The sequence below is a fragment of the bacterium genome (assembly GCA_024742285.1).
GTDB lineage: Bacteria > Myxococcota_A > UBA9160 > UBA9160 > UBA4427 > UBA4427.
The window spans coordinates 163,110-185,631 of the sequence record JANSYR010000008.1; the positions used below are offsets into that span (position 1 = coordinate 163,110).

At 64.9% G+C, this 22,522-nt stretch carries 19 protein-coding genes; 8 read left to right on the forward strand and 11 right to left on the reverse strand.

Translation table 11 applies throughout. The features are described 5' to 3' along the window. Positions 1-26 precede the first annotated feature (26 nt). Entirely contained in the window at positions 27-533 is a 507-nt protein-coding gene (locus NXI30_15980; GenBank protein MCR9095720.1) for a nuclear transport factor 2 family protein, read from the forward strand. A 1,290-nt stretch (positions 534-1,823) separates the two neighbouring features. On the opposite strand, the gene NXI30_15985 is transcribed toward NXI30_15980, so the two are convergent. The 4 genes from NXI30_15985 to NXI30_16000 form a co-directional block, all read right to left on the reverse strand. Next, entirely contained in the window at positions 1,824-3,011 is a 1,188-nt protein-coding gene (locus NXI30_15985) for a nucleotidyl transferase AbiEii/AbiGii toxin family protein (protein ID MCR9095721.1), read from the reverse strand. A gap of 1,536 nt (positions 3,012-4,547) precedes the next feature. Further along, the gene (locus NXI30_15990; protein MCR9095722.1) at positions 4,548-5,318 is read right to left on the reverse strand and encodes an SDR family oxidoreductase; all 771 of its coding nucleotides are present in this window, start codon (positions 5,316-5,318) and stop codon (positions 4,548-4,550) included. Positions 5,319-5,367: 49 nt separating this feature from the next. Further along, positions 5,368-5,496 (reverse strand): hypothetical protein, encoded by a 129-nt coding sequence (locus NXI30_15995; protein MCR9095723.1) that lies wholly within the window; start codon positions 5,494-5,496, stop codon positions 5,368-5,370. Beyond that, the gene (locus tag NXI30_16000; GenBank protein ID MCR9095724.1) at positions 5,480-6,196 is read right to left on the reverse strand and encodes a TetR/AcrR family transcriptional regulator; all 717 of its coding nucleotides are present in this window, start codon (positions 6,194-6,196) and stop codon (positions 5,480-5,482) included. Before NXI30_16000 ends, NXI30_15995 begins: the two co-directional genes overlap by 17 nt. Positions 6,197-6,354: 158 nt before the next feature. Between NXI30_16000 and NXI30_16005 the strand changes: the two genes are divergently transcribed. Further along, entirely contained in the window at positions 6,355-6,783 is a 429-nt protein-coding gene (locus NXI30_16005; protein MCR9095725.1) for a VOC family protein, read from the forward strand. A gap of 15 nt (positions 6,784-6,798) precedes the next feature. After that, on the forward strand, positions 6,799-7,863 hold the full coding sequence (locus tag NXI30_16010; GenBank protein MCR9095726.1) for a hypothetical protein: 1,065 nt from the start codon (positions 6,799-6,801) through the stop codon (positions 7,861-7,863). Positions 7,864-8,411: 548 nt separating this feature from the next. Here the strand turns inward: NXI30_16010 and NXI30_16015 are convergent. Together NXI30_16015 and NXI30_16020 are read right to left on the reverse strand one after the other, a co-directional pair. Then, positions 8,412-9,371 (reverse strand): hypothetical protein, encoded by a 960-nt coding sequence (locus NXI30_16015; protein MCR9095727.1) that lies wholly within the window; start codon positions 9,369-9,371, stop codon positions 8,412-8,414. Positions 9,372-10,071: 700 nt separating this feature from the next. Then, positions 10,072-11,055 carry a glutathione S-transferase C-terminal domain-containing protein gene (locus tag NXI30_16020; GenBank protein ID MCR9095728.1) on the reverse strand — a complete coding sequence of 328 codons (984 nt, stop codon included), beginning with the start codon at positions 11,053-11,055 and terminating at the stop codon, positions 10,072-10,074. A 681-nt stretch (positions 11,056-11,736) separates the two neighbouring features. On the opposite strand from NXI30_16020, the gene NXI30_16025 reads away from it, so the two are divergent. Continuing rightward, positions 11,737-12,030: a hypothetical protein gene (locus tag NXI30_16025; protein ID MCR9095729.1), complete on the forward strand. Its 294-nt coding sequence runs from the start codon at positions 11,737-11,739 to the stop codon at positions 12,028-12,030. A gap of 104 nt (positions 12,031-12,134) precedes the next feature. Here NXI30_16025 and NXI30_16030 read toward each other — a convergent pair whose 3' ends face one another. Continuing rightward, positions 12,135-12,296: a hypothetical protein gene (locus NXI30_16030; GenBank protein MCR9095730.1), complete on the reverse strand. Its 162-nt coding sequence runs from the start codon at positions 12,294-12,296 to the stop codon at positions 12,135-12,137. Positions 12,297-12,412: 116 nt separating this feature from the next. Then, positions 12,413-12,934, reverse strand: coding sequence for a shikimate kinase (locus NXI30_16035; GenBank protein ID MCR9095731.1), 522 nt, complete (start codon positions 12,932-12,934; stop codon positions 12,413-12,415). Positions 12,935-13,593: 659 nt separating this feature from the next. Here NXI30_16035 and NXI30_16040 point away from each other — a divergent pair. Beyond that, positions 13,594-14,292, forward strand: coding sequence for a PEP-CTERM sorting domain-containing protein (locus NXI30_16040; GenBank protein ID MCR9095732.1), 699 nt, complete (start codon positions 13,594-13,596; stop codon positions 14,290-14,292). A 407-nt stretch (positions 14,293-14,699) separates the two neighbouring features. On the opposite strand, the gene NXI30_16045 is transcribed toward NXI30_16040, so the two are convergent. Further along, positions 14,700-15,860: a right-handed parallel beta-helix repeat-containing protein gene (locus tag NXI30_16045; GenBank protein ID MCR9095733.1), complete on the reverse strand. Its 1,161-nt coding sequence runs from the start codon at positions 15,858-15,860 to the stop codon at positions 14,700-14,702. Between the two features lie 114 nt (positions 15,861-15,974). Further along, on the reverse strand, positions 15,975-16,826 hold the full coding sequence (locus NXI30_16050) for a hypothetical protein (protein ID MCR9095734.1): 852 nt from the start codon (positions 16,824-16,826) through the stop codon (positions 15,975-15,977). A gap of 457 nt (positions 16,827-17,283) precedes the next feature. On the opposite strand from NXI30_16050, the gene NXI30_16055 reads away from it, so the two are divergent. Together NXI30_16055 and NXI30_16060 are read left to right on the forward strand one after the other, a co-directional pair. Further along, positions 17,284-17,994, forward strand: a complete 711-nt coding sequence (locus NXI30_16055; GenBank protein MCR9095735.1) for a hypothetical protein — start codon at positions 17,284-17,286, stop codon at positions 17,992-17,994. A gap of 90 nt (positions 17,995-18,084) precedes the next feature. Continuing rightward, complete coding sequence (locus NXI30_16060; GenBank protein ID MCR9095736.1) at positions 18,085-18,804, forward strand: SDR family oxidoreductase; 720 nt, start codon at positions 18,085-18,087, stop codon at positions 18,802-18,804. Positions 18,805-18,876: 72 nt separating this feature from the next. Here the strand turns inward: NXI30_16060 and NXI30_16065 are convergent, their stop codons facing one another. Beyond that, positions 18,877-21,459, reverse strand: coding sequence for a TonB-dependent receptor (locus tag NXI30_16065; protein MCR9095737.1), 2,583 nt, complete (start codon positions 21,457-21,459; stop codon positions 18,877-18,879). An 83-nt stretch (positions 21,460-21,542) separates the two neighbouring features. Between NXI30_16065 and NXI30_16070 the strand changes: the two genes are divergently transcribed. Next, the gene (locus tag NXI30_16070; GenBank protein MCR9095738.1) at positions 21,543-22,487 is read left to right on the forward strand and encodes a tetratricopeptide repeat protein; all 945 of its coding nucleotides are present in this window, start codon (positions 21,543-21,545) and stop codon (positions 22,485-22,487) included. Positions 22,488-22,522: the final 35 nt, after the last annotated feature.

Below are 22,522 nucleotides of genomic sequence, written 5' to 3' on the forward strand. Positions count from 1 at the left end.
AAGGCCGAGCACATCGGGAGAATGCAATGCCGGAAAACAATGCAGCAATTCAAGAGTTGTTGGACAAGAAAGCCTGCGAGGAGCTGCTTGCTCGCTATGCATGTGCGCTGGAGTGGATAGACGAAGAGGCGCTCAGGGCCGTCTTCTTTGCGGACGCGGATGTCGACTACGGATTTTTCAAGGGTCGAGGAGACGAGTTTGTTCCCGCGATGATGGCGCAAATTCGGGGCTGCCTAAGGACATGGCACAATAACGGCACTCCGCTTCTCCGAATCTCTGGGGATGAGGCGCAGGCGGAAACACACGGCACGGGAGCAACAATCGTCGAGATAGATGGCCAGACGGTGACTAGTCTCCTGGGCGGGCGTTACCTGGACCGGTTGGAACGCCGTGATGGAGCGTGGGGGATTGCGAAGCGCGTGTACGTCGTTGATTGGCACCAGACAATAAGCAGGGATTCTGCGACCGAAGCCCTTCCCGGGATGAACATGCTGATGCCCAGCGCTGAACATTCGTTGTATCGACGTCTATAGAATCGCGTTCTTGGCCTCGGTTTGACGCCAATTCTAAGAACTTGGAGGCGGAGATCGTGACAGTCAAACGAGAGAGCGGCCTGGGCGCGCGGACTTTTCCCGCACCAGTTCTCTCGGCTCATCGACAATCCTGTCCGCCGTCTAGTGTTGCGTCCCGAGACGCTTGCGGACCGGCTGCCTCTGTTGGGCTGAAGCCGAATTCTTGAGCTTGGGCCCGGTTCCGGCTACTTCAGCCCGGTTCTCGCCGCTCGTATCCCAACGGGTCGCCTCGAACTCCTTGACCTTCAGCCCGAGATGTTTGCGACAGAAAATTTGAACTTCAGAGGCGGGGCTTTGAGAACGTCGGCTACGCGACCGGAAACGCTGGCGACGCACTTCCTTTCCCCGATTCCCATTTCGATGTGGTCTTCATTTCGAGTGTTCTGGGTGAAGTTCCCGATAAGGAGCGCTGCATCCACGAGCTCCACCGAGTCCTTCCCGCGACAGGAACCTTGGCGATTCACGAATCGATTCCGGACCCCGACCTGATGCGGCGAGGCACGTTGCGCGAGCTTGTTGAATCCCACGGTTTCGAGTTACTGCAGACGTGGGGTCCGGGATGGAACTACACCGCGAACTTTGCGAAGGCGGTTCGTTGAGCCCGGGGCACGTCACCCCATGATTTGCAGTTCTACATCCCTAATTGAATCAGTTGCCAGGAACGTGGCGCGCGCCGCCAATTCGCAATTCGCGGTCTTGAGGCAAAGCCGTTTCACGGGCTATTCATCCGCGATGGGCGCCCAATTTTACCGAGAGATTTTCGAATTCCAGGGACCGTCTACGGCCGTCAGGGCCGTCTATCCGACCGCTCCATGCCGCTGTACGCCGCTCTGTGCCGCGCCCACGACGTAACTCATTGATTTCCGTCATCCTCGGGTGATTCTTCGAACCTGAGGGTCGGGGGTTCGAATCCCTCCCGGCGTACCATATGATTTCAAGTACTTAGGTCGCTTCCTGTTAGGCCCCCGTTCCAGGTAGCCTGGTGCTCAAGCGAACTGCAAGCGTGCTGCCTCGAAGTTGCCCAACCAAATCGCGCACTTGCTGCCACATAGGCGCGAGTCGCACGGCGCCTCTTGGTCACAGATGGTCACAATCGCGTCGCAACGCCGGTCGCGCAGTATCACCAGTTTCGCCGGCGCCACCGCCATCGGCCCGAAGTGCTGCCCCTCGCGAAGCAGAACAGGCGGCGGTTCCCGTCTTGACAAGCGTTAGGCCGCCACCGGACAAGTAACCTCGACGGGAAAGATCGCCTCAGCTGGACGAGCCACTCGGGGAGAGTTCGATGATCCAGCGCGGAACAAACGGTTGATTGGTCGCGACCGCACCCTGAATCCGATCAACCCGATAGCTTCGATGCGCTCCCGTATCCGCGCGCTCGGCATGCAACAGGACGTTTCCGGATCGGGTCCGTCGCAAACTGTACGGCTCGATGCGGCGCACGCTTCCCTGATAGGTCAAATCCACGCAGAGATGATTCGCCGCGGCAAATCGAATGGCCTGCAGAGGATGCGAGCCGAGACCTCCGACAGTCGCCCCAATGGCGGGGCGCAACACGACATCGCCATCCGCCAGGGAGTACGGCTCCGGAAGTGGCACACGCTCTGGCGTGTGGAGCCATTCGAAGAAGTCCGAAAGGGTCGACCAGAACGATTCGAACGGAGGGAGCTCGGGGAGCTGATGCGCGAGCATCGCCTCCCATTGTGCAACAATTGCCTCCCGCGCACCTCCTACCGATTCGAGCGTCGGCACCTGAAGGCCCTTGAACTCACACTTCTCGGAAAGCACGCGCAACACATCCCCTGCCCGCTCGCGCGCCTCCGGACGACGGAACAAGTGAACGACATCATAGAGGTCGCGCGCACGGCCCCGATCCCCGAGCGCGCGCGTCTTTTCGGCGAACACCTCGACGTAGGGATAAGCAAGCACGGCCATCCCACTCGCTGGACGGTCGCTGTACTCATGACTGATCGGAAGCCGTTCGGGGGTTTCCACCAGCAGTTCGTCTGCGGTGAGATCGAATTTGACGCGTGGCATCGCACTCGCTGGAAGGCGCAACGGTCCGCGGTAGTACACCCGACCTTCAACCGAAGCGTGGCCCCTCGGATTCGTTCGCACATCGAAGCGCAACCGTTCTTCTGGGATCTCGAGGCCGACTTCGTCGTAAAGCGACGCCGCGATCTCTCGGAAGACACCAGTGAGGTAGCCCGAGTCGAGCTGCGCTTCGTCTCGAAGCGTGAAATCGAGATCTTCCGAGAATCGGTACGTCTCGAAGTGAATCTTCTTGAGGCACGTGCCCCCTTTGAATACCCATTGTTCGGCCAGCTCGCGGTGGTTCCCTATCGCGTGAAGAAGCCAACCGAGCACATAGTCCTTCTCGACAACCGTGGGTTCGAGCGAAAGGATGCCGGCCCGTTCGAGGATCTCTTCCTTGTCAATCATGCGTGCTGAACATCCATGACTCAGGGACACGAAGTCGCCAACGCGTTACGATTCGAGGACAGGGAATGGACGAATCGAGTTTCGCAATACCCTGAGTGAGGGCATCGCGGCACGAATCGAGCTGCAAAGGACTCGCTATCGCCGCGCGCTCGAGTAGGAAACCCAAACGTTTGAAGACGGCGCCATTCCCAACCTCCTCCGCAACTTCAATCAGGCGATCGAGATCCGCGCGCGGCGAGGCCGCGTATTCTTCAAGACAATCTGAAACGTGCTGGATTCCAGGACCCGCACGCGGTTGAGCGAGCATGTCAATCAGCGTTCGCTCGGCATCGGAAATCGGGACGCGGGTTGAGCCCACCCAATGCGTGCGAATCCCACTTGTCTCATCGCTCGATGATGGAAAGACTGCGTAGGTGGCACCGCCTCTCGCGAGCTTTCGACTTCGACCGGGCGCGAAGACACAGACGTCGCGAAAGATCTGCTCTGTTAGGTCCCAATGATGCGCGGCTGTCCAACCCCCGACGTATCCCCCAGGCAGCAGATGCGGCACGACTATCCAGGGCTCCTCGATCGGGGTATCCGCGTGCACCCGGTCGAGCGGAATCGGCGCGTAGTGGCCACGCTGGACGCGCCTCAGCCAACCTTGCTCCGCCCAACGCGCCAGACGCTTCGCGGCTGCTTGGCGCCCGAGGCCCAGCGTTCTCGCTGCGCCTTCGACGGTGATCCAACCGTCATGAGCACGCAGCAGACGGGAGAGATCTTCTCGAGACCTTGAGGTACGCAGTGGCCGATTCATAGTATATTGATCGTATCGTATATCTCATAAAATGAGAATTAGGATACGCCTCATATACTTTAAACACACCCGGGGGAAATCGAAGACCAGCGCCATACACCGATGATTCGAGAGAATGTCGAATTCGCAGCGAAAAGCTTGGGTGACAGGAGCGTGGGAGCACACGGGTTTTCCTGCCGACTTCCGCCGCAGACTGTGACCAATTCATACCCCGTATTCCCGCTCATTCCGCCCTATTCCGTCTCGAAATCGTCTAAGTCGTTGTTTTTCCTAGACCTCGTATAAGGCTTCGAACCTGAGGGTCGGGGGTTCGAATCCCTCCCGGCGTACCATATATATCAAGTACTTGGAACCACGCTGTTAGGCCCCTGTTTCGGGTGGCCTGATGCTCTTTGGGATCCGACCCGAACGGCCGAGCGATTTTCGCTTCGATACGGGGGACTTGCGTACCGTCCTCGTTCGCACTCGTTGCCTGAGCTTAGACACGATCGGTCACGATTGGGGCACATGTCCCATTGCGCGAAAACGCGGACGGCGAGTGAGATATGCGAGGCGCGTTCTCGGTACTGCCGATACCCGCGTTTTCTACGCGTGCGTCCCGCCTGGAAGACACTCTTCTTCCTAGGTCGACGAGACCCGCGGAAAGACGGACCTCGGCAGCCTCCTCCAGGTCGAGATACCTATGATCATCCCGTGTGGCGTCGTAGACTTGCGGGCGCAGAATTTCGCCGACGCGGTGTTCAGCGGGGCACCATACCACCGTCGGCGAACACGACGTGCCCCGTGATGAAGCTGCCGGCATCCGATGTCAACATGAGCGCCGGCCCGACCATCTCGTCGGGATGGGCCTTGCGCTTCTGGATCTGGATCGAGGTCATGACGTCTTGCGCCTCACTGGAGTTCGCACGGACCATGTCGGTGTCGACCGTCCCCGGGCTGAGTGCATTGACCCGGATGCCGAAGGGCTCGAATTCGGCGGCCATCGATCGGGTCGCGGACATCAGCGCGGCCTTCCCCATGCCGTAGAGAGAGATCGTCGACGAGAAGAGAAATGCCGCCCCTGTCAGGACATTGAGAACGCATGCGTGCTCGCTCTTCTTAAGATGCGGCAGCGCCTCTTGGATCAGGAAGACGGGACCGCGCAGGTTGACCTCGAGCGACTTGTTCCAGGCTTCCGTCGTGTAGCTCCCAGCGTTCTGCGCAAGTGCGGTTGCGGCGTTGTTCACGACGACGTCGATTCCGCCGAAGGTGTCTACGGCCTGCTCGACGAGGCTGGCGAGGTCGCCGAGTTCGCCCATGTGGGTCGGGACGCCGAGCGCCTCGCCGCCCATCGCGCGGAGGTGCTCCTCGGTCTCCTTGCACGCCTCGGGCTTCCGACTCGCGACGACGACCTTCGCACCTGCGGCGACGTAGCCCTCGGCGAGGGAGCGGCCGATTCCGCGCGTGCCTCCGGTGACGAGGACGACGCGATCCGTCATGTCGAAGAGTCCCTGCAACTTTTCCCGGTCCATCTCTCTGCTCTCCTTTGGCGTCCGATTGCGAGGCGACCGCTATGCGATCTCAGGCCACGTTCCCGTTACACAGACGAACGCGAAGGTTCGCGCGAGGATGCCCCATGAAGACGTCGACTCCGACCGAGATGGCCATCGTGCCCTCCTCTCGCGTGTCGTCTTCAGTCCCTTCGGGCATCGCTTGCTCGTCCGCCTCGTGTTCGGGCGTTTCGAAGGGATCGTGGCCTCGGCGCATAGGCGTCGATCGCAGACTCCTTCAACCCGAGCCCTCGACCACAGAAGAGAACCGCTTCGCGGACCAGCTTGCGCTTGGATCCGGCGTAGGGAATCGCCGAGGCGCCCGATAGCGACCCCGAGCTGATCATCGAGCCAACGTGCTCCAGGAAGTTCCAGGCGTTCTTGGGGTCGACTGCGACCCGGTCGAGGCTTCCCTCACTCGCCGCCGCACGAAGTGCTGCGGAAAAGGCATCTGCCCCGATCTCCTGACCGCGCCCGTAGATCGTTTTCGCGTGCTGACCGTCGCCGGCGAGGGAGAGGAGCAACATCCGCTGTCCGACGGCGGGGGGCGAGTCGGGTACGAGATGAACGCAGGCGTCGAAGTATCGCCAGAGCATCTCGACCAGTCCCTGCGTCGAGGGCTCGGGCAGCTGCAGAACGGAGAAGTTGTGGTCTTGCTCCCGCGCGACGCGTTCGAGCACCGCCTCGTGCAAAGCCCGCTTGGACGGGAAGTGCTGGTAGAGGAGCGCTTCCGAAATTCCGGCCGACTCGGCGATCTCACGAGTGCGGGCGCCGTCGAATCCTTTCGCCGCGAAGGCCGCCGTTGCTGCTTCGAGGATGGAGCGGCGCCGATCCGCGTGTTTCAGTCGTTGGGTAGGCATGACAGTTTTATAAGTGTACACTTACTTATCATCGGAGTTCAACCCCGACGCGCTACGCGAACGCCGCTCTTCATCGCGGCCCGCTCCGCATGCCGCAAGTGAGCGCGAAGCGAGATGGATCAGGTCGGATACGCCGAACTCACCTTGGAGGTCATCGAATGACAACGACCAACGACACCCGCTTCGGCTTCGCGAAGCTCATCGTCGACGACGAGGAGAAGCTCGCGACCTACTACGAAGAGGTCTACGGACTCGGCGTGGTGAACCGCGTCGAGGGCGAGGCGGGCGGACTCGGCGAGCCCTTCCGCGAGATCATGCTCGGGCGGAACGGAGAGCTGACCCCGAACGAGTCGCTCGTCCTGTTCAAGTTCGTCGACCGAGCGACGCCCCGCGATCAGGAGTCCATCCTCGGTTTCATCAGCGAAGACCTCGACGCCCTCGCAAATCGCATCACCGACAACGGAGGGAGCCTCAACGGGCCGATCCAATCGATGCCCGAGCACGGCGTCCGCGTGCTCTTCGCCACCGATCCGGAGGGGCACCTGAGCGAGAACGTCGAGCTCATCCCCACCGAGAACACCGAGTAGAAAAGGAAGTAACCCATGAACATCGAGCAAGCGAAAGTCCTTCGTCCCGTCGCCCCGCCGCGAATCATCGAAGACGCCTACACCGAAGATCAGCACGCGAGGCTCCTCGACCTGGTACGACGGGACGGGCCGTGGCCGCTCATCGTCGCCCATCACTTCCAGTCCGCCGAGGAGCTCGTCGCGACGACGTCCGGGGCGATACCCGAAGGCGTCGAAGTCTCGCTAGACATGTTCCTCACACCCGTGTTCCGAGGCTTCCTCTCCCACGACGGAATCTGTCTGTATCCGGAGATCCAGGACTGCTTCTACAACCCACGCTTCCTCGACCTCGTTCGCGACTACTGGGGAGCGAAGTACGCCGAGCCGGAGGGGATGCTCTTCAACATCCAGGGCCCCTGCTCGGGCGGAGGGTCCCCGCACCTCGACGCCACGCGGTTCCGGGGGATCTCACTCGACAACACGCCCGTCTGGCTGATGAACACGATGGCGAAGTCGGGTCTCTTCAAGCGCTGGCAGGCGCGCAAGTCGCAGATCGTGGCCTGGTACTACCGAGGACGGATCGGCGGCGGCTTCGTCTATTGGCCCGACGGGCCCCACGAGCAGCCGACGACGCTTCGCGCGCCGATGTGGGGCCGGGCCGCGGTCGTCGAGAACGAGATGATGTTCCACTCGGCCCAGTCGTGCGGCGCCCCGGCGCTGCGCAAGCCCGAGGGTCTCGCCTTCCATTCCCTGATGGGGCCCGATCCCGAGTCCGAGGGGGGCTGGCGCATCACGACCGAGGGCGAGGTCATCCAGCGGGTCCCCGAGGACGAGTTGCGCTTCCTCGTGCATTGGGGCGCCAACGTCTACATGGACCTGGACGAGCTGAAGCTCTTCGCCGACCACACCGACGACCTGACGCACGAGCGCGTTTTCGATGTCTTCCTCGAGGATCTCAAGAGGCGCAACGTCGACTTCGATCCGCCGTCCGACCCGCTGACGGACACGGCTTTCATCACGCTGCTCAACGAGGTCTACGGCATCGATCGGCCGCTGATCATTCCACCGGAGCCGGAGGAGGAACGCGGGATCGCGGCGTGAGTTGCGGCGACTCATTCGGCCGGGAGTTCGACGGCGAGCCGCGTGAAGTCGGCCTCACACTGTGACCATCTCGCACCCCGTATTCCCGCGTATTCCGCCCTATTCCCGTTCGGGATCTCGTAAGTCCCTGTTTTTACTAGGGGCCGTATAAGGCTTCGAACCTGAGGGTCGGGGGTTCGAATCCCTCCCGGCGTGCCATTCAAGTCAGGGTGAACCGCCCGGGGAATCCCGGAGGCGGTGGCCTGCCCCCGCTTTCACGTGGGCGTCGAACTGGAATTCGCTGTCATCATCGTGATCCGACGACGAGATGGCACGAGAGAGAGACCCGGTAGAGTATCGCCGTCGGGTGATCGACCGGGTCGAGGGACTTGCGCTTCCGTCCCGTACAACACGGCAATGCGCCGCCCCTAACCCTTGAACGAATCCCCAAGGACGAACCCGCGAGCCAGGCGGCTTGGTTCATCGAGTTCCATGAACACCGCGGCCGAGTCTGGCCGTGCTCCGCCGAAGACCTCCGCGCGGCCGCGCTTTCCATAGAACCCTCTCGGTCAACCCGCTCCGTTTCGTTTGGGTCCCACCGGGGAGGAAGCGGCCCCTTCCGGGCGCAGCGAGACGACGCCCATCAAGAGCGCCAAGAGACACACCAGCCACGCGCCACGCCACCCCAGGCTCGGAACCGGGGTCGGGGCCGCGACGGCGTCGTAGTACTCGACGATCTCCTCGTCGATCTGGAAGCTCGTCGCACTGATCGTCGCGAAGCCGCCGCCGTGAAGGAACTCAGTGGGCGCGACGCCATCGGCGGCCGCGATCGAGAGGCTGACCTCCTCCTCGGAGAAGCCCTGGATCGAGATCGAGCCCGTCGCAAGCTGAGCCGCGCGATCCAGAAAGAGGTCGAGATCGAAAATCGCTCCGCCGAGGAGTGCGTTCGCCTCGGCCGGAGTGAGATCGAGGGTCGAAGCGGTGGTGGGACCGAACAACTCGAAGAGCTCGAGTCGAAGCGAGGCGGATTCCGTCGCGCCGCTGCGAACCATCAGGACTGTCATCGTCACACGATAGACGTCGGCGCCATCGACGTGCGTCGATCGCATCGACGCGAAGCCGCTCCCATCCCCGACCATCTGCGTTCCCGCGAACCTGCCTCGCATCCCGATATCGCCGAGCCCCCAATTCGTGGCGTCGACGACCGTCACCTCGGAGATCGGAAAAGGCAGCGGGAAATCGAGCGTCACCAACCCTCTTGCCACGCCGCCGATCAACTCCGGCGCTCCGGCCCCGGTGGTCCCATCGGTCAGGACATCTTGACCGATCTGTCCCCCGAGCCCCAGGAGGTCGATATCGGGTACGGTTGGATAGCCGGTCTCAGCGTCGAAGTCTTCCAGGTAGACGCGATCGGCGAGCGCGAAATCCAGCGCGGCCACGTCACCGGGAACTGCGACGAGCAGACCCAGGACACAACTGGAGACCGCGGTCCGGCGCCATCCTCGAATACAGCTTGCGAAGTCTTGCACGAGTCCCTCCGTATTCGAATCGGTCGCCGGCGGACGCGCGATCGAGTCGTGGGTGTCGGAAGCGAAGATACGCAGCGATGCGAATGGAATAGCGTGACAGCAGCGCTGCCTCCTCGCCACCCGCTTTCGGTCGGCAGCGGCGATCGGAGGCGAACGCTGGAGGGATCGCATGCGACGCCTCGGCGCTCAACGACCGATTCTAGACGGCTGCTTCCCGGGGACTTCGTGCGGCGATTCCCACCGACGCGCTCTTCGCTGTAGCTGCTTACGGCACGACGCCCGGGTGGCTTCGCGCTCTTCTTCACACACGCCGTGCGGCCCGCGAAACCGTTCCGAGATCCGACCCAGATCGACGTCCTCCGAAGTCGGGAATCGCCTCTCCTCCGGCGCACTTTGCACACCGTCCCACCGGATCATGGCGGCTAGGAAATAGACGCTGGGCTTTCGGCGCCTTCGATGGCTGCGGTTCTGACAACTTTCGTTCCGCCGGGGAGAAAACGGCCCTCGACTCAACCAAGAGAGTCTCTGGAATTCCCGGTGTGGTTCACCCTGATCCGAGTAGCCTGGTGCTCTATCGGACCTCGCCGCCACGGACGAGCAGATTTCGCTCCAGTTCGAAGTACTTGCGAAACGAGCTGGCTCGCGCACGTTGCCCGGGGATCGCCAGAATCGGTCACGCCCGCTGCCACGAGGACGGAGATCAGCCGGTGCATACCGATGTCGTCCGCGGCCCACCCGGATGGAGCGCGACGCCCGAATTTGGGTCCACTGGAGGACCCGCCGGCACGAAGCCCCCCACCGTCGGCTGATTCCAGGAGAGGAAATAGCCGGCCTTCAGCGCTTCGATGTCGAGCGTGTCGGCGAACGCCGGGATCTCGCCCAGGCGTGCCATGTATCCCGACAAGGCGGGCGTGTCGCGCACGAAACGCGCGTTCAGGCGATAGAGCGAGTGGTAGACGGCGTCGAAACGCGCAAGATGTGGGAACGCGTGGACGTCCGCGAGCGTGACGCGATCCCCCATCAGGTAGGGGCCGGCCGCGGCGAGGCGCTCTTCCAGAGCGTCCAGAGCGGCGAACACCGCGTCGTGATGGGCTCGATAGGTCGACTGATCCGCGGCGAATCCGGCTCGATAGATCGGGGTGATCAGCGCTTCGTCGAGGAAATCACTCAGGTCATCGATCGCCTCGCGTGCGGCCTCGGGGTAGAGCATCTCCGAGTCTTCCGAGGGGAAGACGCGGTCGAACTGTCGAATGATCTCGGCGGATTCGTTGTTCACGATCGTCCGCGTCCGGGTGTCGAAGCGGACCGGCACGGACGCGCGCCCCGCGTATCCGGGCGCCGCGTGTGCGTAGATCCCCGGGAGGTGGCTCACCCCTTCCAGGGGACTGGGCGCACTGTCGGCGCTCCGATGGCGGTCGATGAGATTCCAGCCGGCCGAGGTCTGGACCGGATCCGCGATGGTCAGTCCGACTCGATCCTGGACGCCCTTCAGCGCCCGAACGATCTCGGTCCGGTGCGCGAAGGGGCAGAGCTTCGACGTGAAGAGCCAGTACCGGTTGGGCTCGACCGGGTAGGCCGGATCGCCGAGCGCGGCATGGAAATCGGTCCGTGCCACATGGCAGAGTTCGCGACCCGGCCCGGCGCCCAGGGTTTTGTCGTCGGTCTGTTCGAGCGTTTGGATCATGATCGTGCGTCCTCGATTCTTTGCTGGGCGAATTTCATGCGGCGGCGGAGACGACGCGTCGTGCGTGGCGATCGACCAGTCGGCCGGCCTCGCGTAGGTCCCCTCCACGGATCGACGATGTCGCTGGTCCCCGAACTCCTGGTATTCGATGGCGACGCGGTTTGTCTCGTCGACGCCGAGTTAGCGAGAGCAGGTGCGGGTCACCGATCTGACCAGACAGACGAACGCGGTCGGTCTCGACGACGTCCATCACGGCCGCGACAACCTCTCGATCCGTGACGCCCGCCTTCCCGAGCTCGCGAACGAGGTCGAGGAGCGTGATCACGCTGCCTGGGGCGGCGCCGGGGTCCGGCTCGAATGCGATGGCGGTCGCAGGCGTCATCGACTTTTCCTCTCGAGTGCTGTCTCAATGGCAATGCATTTGGCATGCCAAGCGTCATGCCTGAGCGATTCCGCTTGTGCGGTCGGCACTTCCGGCGAATCCAGGGACTCGGGCGGGGTCCGTGACGGAACGAGATTGCGTCGGGAACGACGACGTTTCGTGGCATGCGGCGGTCCTGGCGTGGTCCGGCTATGTGCGCCGGGCTCCGGTCCGAGGAAGCGCGAGTCGGCGTCGGGGGCCGCCCTTGGTCGGAAGGCACGGCGCGTCATTCCGAGGATCGAGTCCGAATCGCGCGGCGGATGTCCGCCACGAAGGACGGAGCGAGTCTCTGGTCCGACACCCACCACCGGACCTACGACGACATCTTCAAGCTGCAGGAAGAGATCACCGTCGACGTCGCTGCGGCGCTCGACCTCCGCCTTCGCGCCGCGACGACGGCCGCCACCACCGAGAGCTTCGAGGCCTACGACGCGTACCTCTTCTCGCCGAATGCGGTGGATCTGGGAATCGCGATTGGCGTCGTCGTCAGCGCCCATCTCGCAAGAATAGCCACTCGATGGCGATCGCTTCGGCCGCGCTGCCCTCTGAAATAGCCGCAACCACTCGGGAACCGACCAACGCGCGTCTTCGGGAAGCGTCACCGGCACCGACGACGCTTCCCGCTCTGCTTCGCCAGGATGTCGACGACGTAGTGCGCCTAGTTCTCGGAGAAATCGGGCGCCTGGGCGGACAAGCTGTCGTCCGCGTCCCCCTCCCTCGCGTGGTAGAGGCCGATGACGATTCCGAGGCACGTCGTCTGCGCGGCCTCTTCCAACCCGAGCTCGATCTCTTGCTGAAGGTCCTCCAGGTAGGGCGCCATCGTCGTGTCGAGCGTGTGCTGTGCCCTTTCCCAGTCGGGTGTATACGAACTGTCTCTCGGGTCTGGACCGCCCCGGGTTCTCCGGAGACTCTGGCAAACTCGGGACGGTTCACGGTTCAAGGTTTGGTCGAGGGTCCTGTGAGAAGGTGCAGTGATCGACGGTTCGCGGTGAACTCATGCTTCTGGCCTGGATAGCTCTGGAAGAGCTGCCGATGCGCTCGATACGAGAACTCATCTGCCCGACGCTCATAGTCTCTGATCCACGCGATGAGCATCTCCAGATTGGCGTTCTGAGCCTCCTCTGTCGGGTACTTGTGAGGTTCCCACGGGCGATTCCTCGCATTCTCGACGCACGTTTCCGTGCCGGGGTTGAGGAATACGATTTCCGTGGCTCGTGGAAGGACGAGCTCCAACAGATCGGCGTAGCAGCCTTCGACGACCCATTGCCGTTCCGCTCCAATGAATCGAAGGATGTCTGCCTGGCTTGATTGCAGTGAGCGCCGCGTGGGCTGTTCTGAATCCGCTTCCCAAGCAACCGTATCGAGATCCATATGGGCACAGGCCAGGTGCTCACTGCACATCCTGGCGTAGGTCGACTTCCCTGAGCCAGAGTTGCCGAATATCACGATGCGTTTCAAAGTCCACTCCAGTCGACGTGCACGACTACGACTCAGCGACTGACGTGCCCCCAACCACTGGGGCAGTCGCTATGCCAACCCTGCTCCGAACTCCCTCGGCGTCAGCTCACCCAATGAGCTGTGAGGTCGTTCCTCGTTGTCGCGCCTGCGACATGCCTCGATCTTCCGCCGGATAGCCCGAAGACTCGTGAACCGGTGCTCGTTGAGACCTTCGTCTCGGAGCGTCCCATTGAAGCTCTCGGCCGAGGCGTTCTGCACGGGCGAGCCGGGATCGATCTAGTCGAGATCGTTCCCACGATCCTCTGCCCAGGTCAGGAGCGCAAGACTCACGGACTCGGGGCCGCTGTTGCAGGTGGTCGGCCGGGGAAGTCGGATCGTCGAGCTTGAACTGCCAGGCTCGCCCGGATCGCGACGAGGAACTCCGCGAGCGGCTGTAGGAGCCAGCGTCCCAGTGGCGTCGGTTCCGTCCTCCGGGCCGCCCCGAGCCCGGCCGGAATCGAGCGTGCTCGTCGCCGGCCAGAGACGCGGTGTGCGCCATGCGGCGCGGTGGTAGGCAGATCGCGCGCAATTCCCGCCCGAAGCGAGGGCGGCTGCGGCGCGGTCGGGAGATCTCGGGCACGATATAGGCCAGGCGTCACGCTCGATGCTCGGAGGTTCCGATGATTCGCAAGTCGTCTTCGAGTCCGCATCCGGTCTGCGCTCTCCTCGTCCTCGCGTTCCTCCTGAGCTTCGTCACGGCCCCGTCGGCGCAGGTCGTGAGCGGCTTCGACGTCGACCAGGAGGGATGGCAGGCCTATCCGGTCGGGGAGACCGAGCTCAGCTGGGTCGAGACCGGAGGCGTACCGGGGGGTTATGTCCGGGGGGTGGACATCGGAAGCGGCTGGGCCTACGTCGAGGCGCCCGCAGCGTTCGCGACCGAGCTCGACTACCCGGGCCTGCTGGCGTTCGATCTGCGCGCGTTCACGAGCGACCCTGGGAGCTATCCGATCCAGTACGACGTGCGCGTCGGGATCGAGGGAAACGGACTCGTCCTCCTGAACGAGCTCTCGCTTCCGGACGGGGTCTGGCGTTCGTACGAGTTCATCCTCCACGAGCTCGCCGGCTGGCGCATCCAGGCCGATCTGAACCAGAACTACGATCCGACCGCGCCGGTCCCCACACCCGCCGAGCTCGAGTCGGTCCTGGTGAACGCGACCCGACTCGTGATCGCGGCGGACTACGGCAACGGCACGACCGGGAACGGCACGATCGACGAGGCCCACCTCGACAACGTCTTCGTCCCCGAGCCGACGGGAGCGATCGGTCTGGCGCTCGGCCTCGTCATGCTTGGAACCCTTTCCCGATCGCGAAGGAGCTGAAGGCACTCGACCGGCACGGGCCGTCGGGGTCGCGATCCGCTTCCTGCCCAGTATTCGGTCCCCCCACGCCGCTCGATTGCAGATCCGGAGTCCTCGTCGATGTCACGCAACCACGCTCGTCTCCAGCCGACGCCCCCCATCGCTCGCACGATCCGCAGCACAGCGCGCGCCGCGCTCATGCTCACCGTCCTTGGCCTGCTCCCCGCCGCCCGACCCGCGAATCGCTCTCTGGCGTCCAGGGCAGTGTGGGACGGCGCAGGCGCTGGGGTCCCAGCGCTTCGTCCCTTCGCCGCGATTCAGATTCCCGGGGCCTCCGCGTGGGCCGAGGAGATCTCAGAGGACCGGAAAGAGCAAAGCCCCCGCCGCGCCAACGCGCGACGGGGGCTCGCTCCTCGCGGTCGGCTCGACTAGGGACAGATCGCCCCGCTGCACAGGTTGCCGCCGAGATTGGTGCCACCGGAGACGTCGCCACCGGCGTTGCTCGACATGACGTTCTCGCCGTACCCGGTGCCGAAGCTCAGGTTCAGGCCCTCGCCCGTGTTCTGCCGCAGCGTGTTGCCCATCACGTTGCAGCCCGACGAACACTGGATTCCATCGTCCCCGGCCGCGTCGCCGTTGTCGAAGGACGTGTTGTCGTGGATCGTGCAGCCGCTGCCGCACTGGATCCCGTCGGCGAGACTGTTGTAGACGGCGTTGCGCGCGATCGTGCAAGCATTGCCGCAGTCGATCCCGTTGGCGGAGCTGCCCTGGATCGTGTTGTCACTGACGTTCGATCCGTTCCCGGCGTCGATGCCATCGTCGCCGGAGCCGCCGTCGCCGGACGTGGTCACGGTGTTGTTCTGGACCGTCGAGTAGGTGCTGACGTTGATCCCGATCCCGGCGTTGTCGCGGACCGTGTTCCCCAGCATCGTCGCGCCGGCCGTGGCGGACAGCCCGCCGTTGCCGTTGCCGACGGAGACACTTCGGTGGACCGCCGAGTTCGCGCCCAGCACGACGCCCGTGCCCCCGTTCTGGTGGAACGAACTATCGGCGACCAGGGCACCGGGCCCCGAGCTCATTCCGAAGCTCGCGTTCCAACGTGAGGTGAGATTCTCGATGCGCGCCTGCGTTCCGGCGTTCACCCCGTGTCGTCCCATGCCGGCGATCTGGCCGTTGGACACCGAGAGCCCGAAGATGATTCCCGCGACGTCGATTCCGTCGCCGGTGCTCGAGCTTCCGGGCGTACAGTCGGTCGTCGAGCCGACGCAGGTCGTGCCGAGGATCGAGAAGCCGCCGAGGTCAACCGAGGCGTCGTTGATCTCGACGACGATGCCGTCGGTGCTCGTGTTGGGGACGATCAGGTCGCTCGTCAGTCGGAAGCTCTGGCTGCCCGCGCTGGACGTGATCGTCACGGGGTAGCCGGGCGCGTCTCCGGGAAAGCAGCCCGAGTTGAGGGCACAGGAGCCGTTGATCTCGAGCACGCCGTCGTAGGCCGAAGCCGTTCCGGCACCGCCGGCGAGCGTCAGGAAGCTGGCGACGGTGGCCAGTCCGAGGCCGATCATCTTGTCGTGGATTCGAATTCGATTCATGGTCGTATTCCTCTTTGAAGGGAAGCGTTGAGAAGGGGAGCGAGACGGTCCGCTCGCTCGGGCGAGGACGGGGCGTGCTTTCCTAGCGGGTACCCCGACCGGAGGGATGTGGCTTCACGCGACGCCCTCCCGAACCGGCGATCGCTTCACGCGCCTCGTCGCGCGGACGAGCCCGAGCGCGCCGATCGCGAGCGCCGCCGCGAAGCCGGGCTCCGGAGCCTGGATCGCCTCGACGTCGGCGGCACGCCAGCTCGCCGCGTTGCCCGATCCGTCCGCCGTGGCGTCGAAGCCCAGCGGCCTCACCCAGAGGCCGGTGGACGGGTCGAACTCGACCACGTCCTCGTCGCTGAAGAAGAGGACGCCCCCGATGTCGCCGTCCGAGTCGAACGAAACGAACAGGTTGCCCGTCGCGTCGTCGTAGCTCGCGCCATCGAGGTCGAGGCTCGCCGGGATCCCGAAGCTCGAGGCATCGAAGGCCATCGAGAAGTCGGTGCCGTCGAACCGGACGAGGTCCTCGTCCGCCGCGGTGAACGAGCCGAAGTCGACGTGGGTGGTGAAGGAGAGGACCAGCTCGCCGTCGAGCCCTCGGGCCAGCGCGTCGACCTCGACGCCCGCCGGGATCCCCTCCGCAGAGGCGTCGAAGATCACGCTGTAGTCGGTGCCGCCCGAATAGCGAACGACGTCGCCGGGCGAGGGCACGGTTCCGAAGAGCTGGATCGGCTCGTCGAAGACGATGAGCCGACGCCCGCCCCCTTCGTCGTGATAGCCGACGACGGAGACCTCCTGACGACCGGCGACGAAGCCCCCGAGCGACTCTTCGACGACGACGCCGAGCAGGTTGTCGGCCACGAGGTCCTGGTCGGTGACGAGATCGGTCCCGCCTCCCGGAATCAGATCGATCGTGACGTCGGGGGACGCGATCAGGAGATCGGGAGCGGCCAACGCGTTCGTGGTCGCGAGCGCCACGAACGGGACGAGCAGGGTGCAGAGTCGCCCCCTCCTCGCCCGACGGCGTCGCGGTCCTCGCGACCGGTCGTACGGGGACGATTGGTGCTTCATGGGATTCCTCCATCGATCGGGGCGCAGGATCGGGCGACTGCCCGACCCGTCGCGTCCCGGCTTTCGATGGAGAGGCGCTATTGCGCTCCTAGCGGTGTCGTCCGCTCGAAGCCGCCGAGGAATATCGGTGTTTTTTCACGCGACGATTCGGCGGGAACTTCGTGTCCGTGAAGCGGCCCACAGTCGAACGTCCGCGCAGAAGCGATCATTTCGGGGCTCGAGGGCATCTCTGGAGGTGGAATCATTGAAAACGGAGTACGGATCGGCCTCGAATGACGCGACCGCGCAGCGGATCGCTCCCTGGGAATTCCCCTCGCGCCCTGGAGCGCGAGGCGAGGAGAGCGAAGCGCGAGCGTATTCCGGTGTGGCGGCCGCGCAGGAGCGCGAGTCCCTCGGACTGGCGGCCCAGCTGGGGGCGGATCTGCCGCGTGACCTGCTGCTCAGCGTGGCGAAGGCGCTGATCGGTGAGCTCACGGACGCGTCGTCGCTCGAGGAGGAGCTTCGTTCTGTCGCTCGTGCGCCGACCCGCGCGCGGGGCCGCTTCGTGCGCGAAGGAGATGTCTGGCGCATCGAGTTCGGTGAAGAGGTCGTGTGGCTGCGCGACGCGAAGGGGCTGCACGACCTGGCGAACCTGCTCGCCCAGCCGAACACCGACGTTCCCGTGATGGAGCTCTACTGCGAAGCGGGCCCCGAGGACGTTTCGATCTCGTGCCCGGGTGAAGACACCCTGCTCGACGAGCGAGCGCTGCGGGAATACGTAGATCGGATCCGGGTGCTGCAGCGGGAGCGCGAGGACGCGGAAGCGCGCGCGGATCTCGGCGCGATCGAGCGATGCAGCGAGGAGCTCGAGTTCCTGGAAACGACGCTCTCACGTGCCACCGGCCTCGGCGGCCGATCGCGCCGGACCTCGGGTCCGAGCGAGCGCGCCCGTAAGGCCGTCTCGAATCGGATCCGGGCTTCGATCCGGCGAATCTCGAAGGCGGCGCCAGAGCTCGGCGCGCACCTCGAGGAGTCGATCCGAACGGGCAGTGGGTGCGGATATCGCCCGATCGCGGAGGTGGACTGGGGGTTCTAGCGGACGCCCGGACATCGGAAGCTCGAGGTCCCGATCGGGGTCGCGCCGGGCGCCTGCACTAGACTTCGTAGAGCGAAGGGAGACGCAACCATGGGCATTGCCGTGATCACGGGCGCCGGGCGCGGGCTCGGTCGGGCGATCGCCGGCCGGCTCGCCCGCGACGGACACCACGTCGTCGCGGTCGATCTCGACGGCGATACGGCAGAGCGCACTGCGGCCGACGTCGGCGGCGAGGCCCGGCAATGCGACGTGAGCGACTGGGCTTCGGTCGAAGCCCTCGCGGCGAGCGTCGAATCCTGCGACATCCTGGTGAACAACGCCGGGATCTGGCACTACGACTCGCTCCTCGAGTCGACCGCCGAACACCTCGACGCGGTGCTCGGCGTGAACGTCGTCGGCACGCTGGCCTGCAGCCGCGCTTTCGCGCCGAAGATGATCGCGGCCGGCGGCGGCGCGATCGTGAACGTCTCCTCGGCGGCAGCCTGGACGAACTCCCCGGGCACCGGGGTCTACCCGGCCACCAAGGCGGCGGTGATCTCATTGACCAAACAGATGGCCATCGAGTGGGGCGAGCACCAGATCCGCGCGAACGCGGTCGGTCCCGGTCTCGTCGTCACCGAAGGAAGCGCGGCCGCCCACAGCGGCGAGAAACGAATCGAGCGCGCGAAGAACATCCCGATCCGACGCGTCGGCGAGCCGGCCGACATCGCCGACGTCGTCTCGTTTCTCTGTAGTGACGAGGCTCGCTACGTGACGGGCCAGAACCTCTTCGTCGATGGCGGGATCACCGCAGGCCGAGCAGCGATCTGAACGGATCCAGGCGGAGCGCCTCGTCGGTAGTCAGCGGAATCGATCGGCGCGCCCTCACCGCCGCCGAGCGGATCAGAATCGGGCGGTGAGCGTCAGGCCGTAGGTCCGCGGATCGGCCACCGCGTGCAGGATCGCGTTCCGCACCCGGGCCAGGTTGAACACGTCCTCGGTGTACCGCTGATCCGTCAGGTTCTCGACCCATCCGGCGACCTCGACGCCGGTGCCCGGCATGCTGTACGTGAGCCGGAGGTTCATGAGCCAGACGCTGCCCTGTCGGACCAGGTAGGAGTTCGCAGCGCTGAAGAAGACGGAGTCCTTGAACGACCAGTCGAAGCGCGGCACCAGCTCGCCCCAACGCGTGGAGAGCGGCCAGGCGACGAAGCCGACGAACGCGAACTCGGGCGAGTTCACCACGCGGTTCCCCGTGAAGTCTTCCTGCGTGACCCGTTCGACGAGATTGTCCCCGACGTTCTGGGCCGAGAGCGTGTTCACGAAGTCGGTGTAGTGCGCGTCCAGCCAGGAGAACGTGAGCCGGATCCAGAGATCCTCGACCAGCGGGGGCGCCCAGCCCTGGAGCGGACGAAGGTCCGCCTCCATCTCGAAGCCGAGCACGTCCGCGTCGTTCGCGTTGATCAGGTCGGGGACCGGCGTGGCGCCGCGCGCGTTGCGCACGGCGATCACCTGGAGGTCCTGATAGTCGTAGAAGAAGAACGCCGAGCTGAGGGCGACGCGATCTCCCAGGAACCGGGCGCGGAGCCGCGCTTCGATCGAGTCGACGATCTCCGGATCGACGGGCTCGGAGAGCGCACCCCGCTCCGCGCCTTCCGGGCCCGGGTTCAGGACGGCGCTGTTGATGTGGGGTCCCTTCCAGCCGCGGGTGTACCCGAGCGACACGTCGAAGCCGGGCGTGGGGCGCCAGGTCGCGACGATCCGACCGGCCCAGCCGAAGGCCGTCGCGGCGGAGGTCGCGAGCGTCGGCGGGATGGGCTCGCCGGCGCGCGGACTGTTCCGGTCGAAGCGCTTCGGCACGATCTCACCCGTCCCCGGAATCACGCGGACGATCCGCCGGACGAGGTTCATCTCCTTCTCGTCGTAGTTGAACCGGGCACCCGTCTCGAGCGAGAAGGTCTCCGAAGGGCTCCACTCGAAGTCGCCCCAGAAGCTCGTGTGCCGCGTGAAGAAGGTGAACTCCTGATCGGTCGCGTCGGCGATCAGGCCGAACGGGAAGAAGTTCTCGGCGTCGATCGCGTCGTAGAGGAACATGCCTCCGACTTGCCACGCATACCCATCGTTCCCGTCGTAGTCGAGCCGAACCTCCTGGGAGAGCTGGTAGGCGCGATTCACGAGATCGATGTGAAGGGCCGGCGTGGGGCTCGCATCGAAATTGATCTTGGTGTCGCGCTTGCTCCATTCGTAGCCGGTCACGGAAGTGACGCGGTACGCGCCGAAGGTCGCCGAGCCGACGAGGCTGCTGCCGAAGAGGTCGATCTTCTCCTTCTCGACCCGGTCGTAGTCACCTTCGAAGGGGTTCCCGATGTACGGATCCTCGACCAGCGGGTAGGTCCCGTCCGGCGCGAAGACACGGGTGTCCGGGTCGAAGTACTCGTCGATGTCGCGGCCGTCCGGTGCCGGGCGAGGGACGGTATCGAGCAGCCGCTGATCCGCGCCGACGAGCTGGAACTGCCGAGCGTCGCCGCGATTCTGGCCGCCGTGCAGGTTCAGCTGCCAGTCCATGTCGAAGAGGGGCAGCTGGAGCCGGAGGATCGAGCGCGCGCCCCAGTTCCGAACGTCGTTCACCCATTCCTTGACGCTCCCCCCTCGGCTCCGGGTCCAGCCGGCGCCCGGGGGCGACAGGAACGTCGCCGTATTCTCAGCCGTGTAGCAGGCCCGACTCACGTCGAAGATCAAGCGATTATTCAGTCCCTCGGGCGTCTCGACGTTGATGTCCCGAGGAGAGGGCGGGCGGATGTAGTCGACGTCGGCGCAGCGGTTCTTCGTCGTGCCGCGGCGCACGCTCCATTGCGCCGCCGAGCGCATCGACAGCGTATCCTCGACGAGGACGTTTTCGACCGCGACGTCGGCGTCGATCTGGTCGAAGCGGCCGTAGGTGAGCGAGACGTTGGTTCCTGGCGTACCGGTCGGCTTCCGCGTCACGATCCGGACCGTGCCGGCGGACGCGTTGCGGCCGTAGCGCGTCGCCTGCGGCCCGCGGAGCACCTCGATGTTCTCGGTGTCGAAGAGCTGCGCGAGCTGGCCGGTCGGCGAGTTCATGTAGGTCTCGTCGATGTAGACGGCGACCGACGAGGAAGAGGACGCCGTGAAGTCACGAATGCCGACGCCGCGGATGAAGAGCGTCGGGGACGAGGCCGCGAAGGGGGTGCGGATCTCGAGGTTCGGGGTGAACGCGGCGATGTCGGCGATGTCCGCCGCGCCGATCGCCTCGATGTGCTCGGCGTCGAACTCGATGATCGAGACGTCGTCGTAGGAGAGCGCCTGGCCGCCGCCTTCCCCGAAGACGATCATCTCCTCGATCCCGCGGAAGGGATCGTCCGCCGCGCGCGAGGCCGCTGCCGAGAAGGACGACGATGCGACTCCCACCAGGAGCGCCAAGACGAGGGCGTGCGGGGCTTCACGGCGAAGGGCGCGGGTTCGCATGGCGTCGGACGTTCGCGCATCGGGCCGGCGCCTGCACCCGGCGATCCGGCGGCAAGAAAGGCTCGTCGGTGGTATCAAGGGGCATGCGTTGTCTCCACGTGGGTCGCGTCTCTGCCGCGCTCATCCTGGTCGCGCACCTCGGCGCCTCGGCCTGCGCGACCGCGCCGCGCGACGAGCCCACGCTCGCGTACACCCCCGAGTCGTTCGCCACGGAAGTGCAGCGCCGTGTGCCCGGCCTCCCCGAGCGACTCGCGAGCGCCCCGTGGGCGGTCGACGAGGCCGTGATCGAGCGCAGCCGGCGGAGGCTGCGACGGGTTCCCCGCGGTCCGTCGAAGATCGAAGCCCTCGTCGACTTCCTCTCCGAGCCGGAGCCGGACGGCCTCGGCCTCGCCTACGACTTCGCCGCCACGGGCACGGCCGAACGGACCCTCGAGCGCAAAAGGGGCAACTGCGTCTCGCTCGCGATGGTGCTGGTCGGGATCGGGCGCGGGCTCGGATGGCCGACGTATTTCGTGGAGATCCGCACTCGCCAGCCGGAGACCCAGGCCTTCTCCACGGTGAAGGCCGTCAGCGATCACATGGCGGTCGTGATTCCGGTCGCGTCGTATTCGATGATCGTGGATTTCACGGGCCGCGTGGACGACATGGAGAACGCTCGCGTGATCGACGACGTGACCGCCTACGCCCATGTCCTCAACAACCTCTCGGCACAGGGCGTGATGCTCGAGACGAAGGAGCCCGATGAGGCGGCGTGGGACGCGGCGATCCGGGGGTTCGAGCTCGCCACGAAGCTCCAGCCCGAGCTCGGGCGCGCCTGGAACAACCTGGGGATCGCGCTGACTCGCCGAGGCCGCTTCGAGGAAGCGCGCGAGATGTATCGCCGCGCCGTCGAGCTCGACACGGCCTTCGGCGCCGCCGAACACAACCTGACCGTCATGGAGACGCGAGCGGAGGGCGCGACGCGGGTCCGCGTGGCGCCGCTCGTCGGGACGTCCCCTACGAAAGGGAACGGCGACGCCCTGCCGTGACGGCTTCGCCGATCTTCGCCGTCTCCACCGCCCGC

Excerpts from the sequence above, each read along its gene's own strand:
- NXI30_16020 (MCR9095728.1), bottom strand. The coding sequence starts at position 11,055 with ATGATCCAAACGCTCGAACAGACCGACGACAAAACCCTGGGCGCCGGG.
- NXI30_16045 (MCR9095733.1), bottom strand. The coding sequence starts at position 15,860 with ATGAATCGAATTCGAATCCACGACAAGATGATCGGCCTCGGACTGGCC.
- NXI30_15990 (MCR9095722.1), bottom strand. The coding sequence starts at position 5,318 with ATGGACCGGGAAAAGTTGCAGGGACTCTTCGACATGACGGATCGCGTC.
- NXI30_16065 (MCR9095737.1), bottom strand. The coding sequence starts at position 21,459 with ATGCGAACCCGCGCCCTTCGCCGTGAAGCCCCGCACGCCCTCGTCTTG.
- NXI30_16070 (MCR9095738.1), top strand. The coding sequence starts at position 21,543 with ATGCGTTGTCTCCACGTGGGTCGCGTCTCTGCCGCGCTCATCCTGGTC.
- NXI30_16040 (MCR9095732.1), top strand. The coding sequence starts at position 13,594 with ATGATTCGCAAGTCGTCTTCGAGTCCGCATCCGGTCTGCGCTCTCCTC.
- NXI30_16060 (MCR9095736.1), top strand. The coding sequence starts at position 18,085 with ATGGGCATTGCCGTGATCACGGGCGCCGGGCGCGGGCTCGGTCGGGCG.
- NXI30_16030 (MCR9095730.1), bottom strand. The coding sequence starts at position 12,296 with ATGGCGCCCTACCTGGAGGACCTTCAGCAAGAGATCGAGCTCGGGTTG.
- NXI30_16025 (MCR9095729.1), top strand. The coding sequence starts at position 11,737 with ATGTCCGCCACGAAGGACGGAGCGAGTCTCTGGTCCGACACCCACCAC.
- NXI30_16000 (MCR9095724.1), bottom strand. The coding sequence starts at position 6,196 with ATGCCTACCCAACGACTGAAACACGCGGATCGGCGCCGCTCCATCCTC.
- NXI30_15980 (MCR9095720.1), top strand. The coding sequence starts at position 27 with ATGCCGGAAAACAATGCAGCAATTCAAGAGTTGTTGGACAAGAAAGCC.
- NXI30_16005 (MCR9095725.1), top strand. The coding sequence starts at position 6,355 with ATGACAACGACCAACGACACCCGCTTCGGCTTCGCGAAGCTCATCGTC.
- NXI30_15995 (MCR9095723.1), bottom strand. The coding sequence starts at position 5,496 with ATGCCCGAAGGGACTGAAGACGACACGCGAGAGGAGGGCACGATGGCC.
- NXI30_15985 (MCR9095721.1), bottom strand. The coding sequence starts at position 3,011 with ATGATTGACAAGGAAGAGATCCTCGAACGGGCCGGCATCCTTTCGCTC.
- NXI30_16010 (MCR9095726.1), top strand. The coding sequence starts at position 6,799 with ATGAACATCGAGCAAGCGAAAGTCCTTCGTCCCGTCGCCCCGCCGCGA.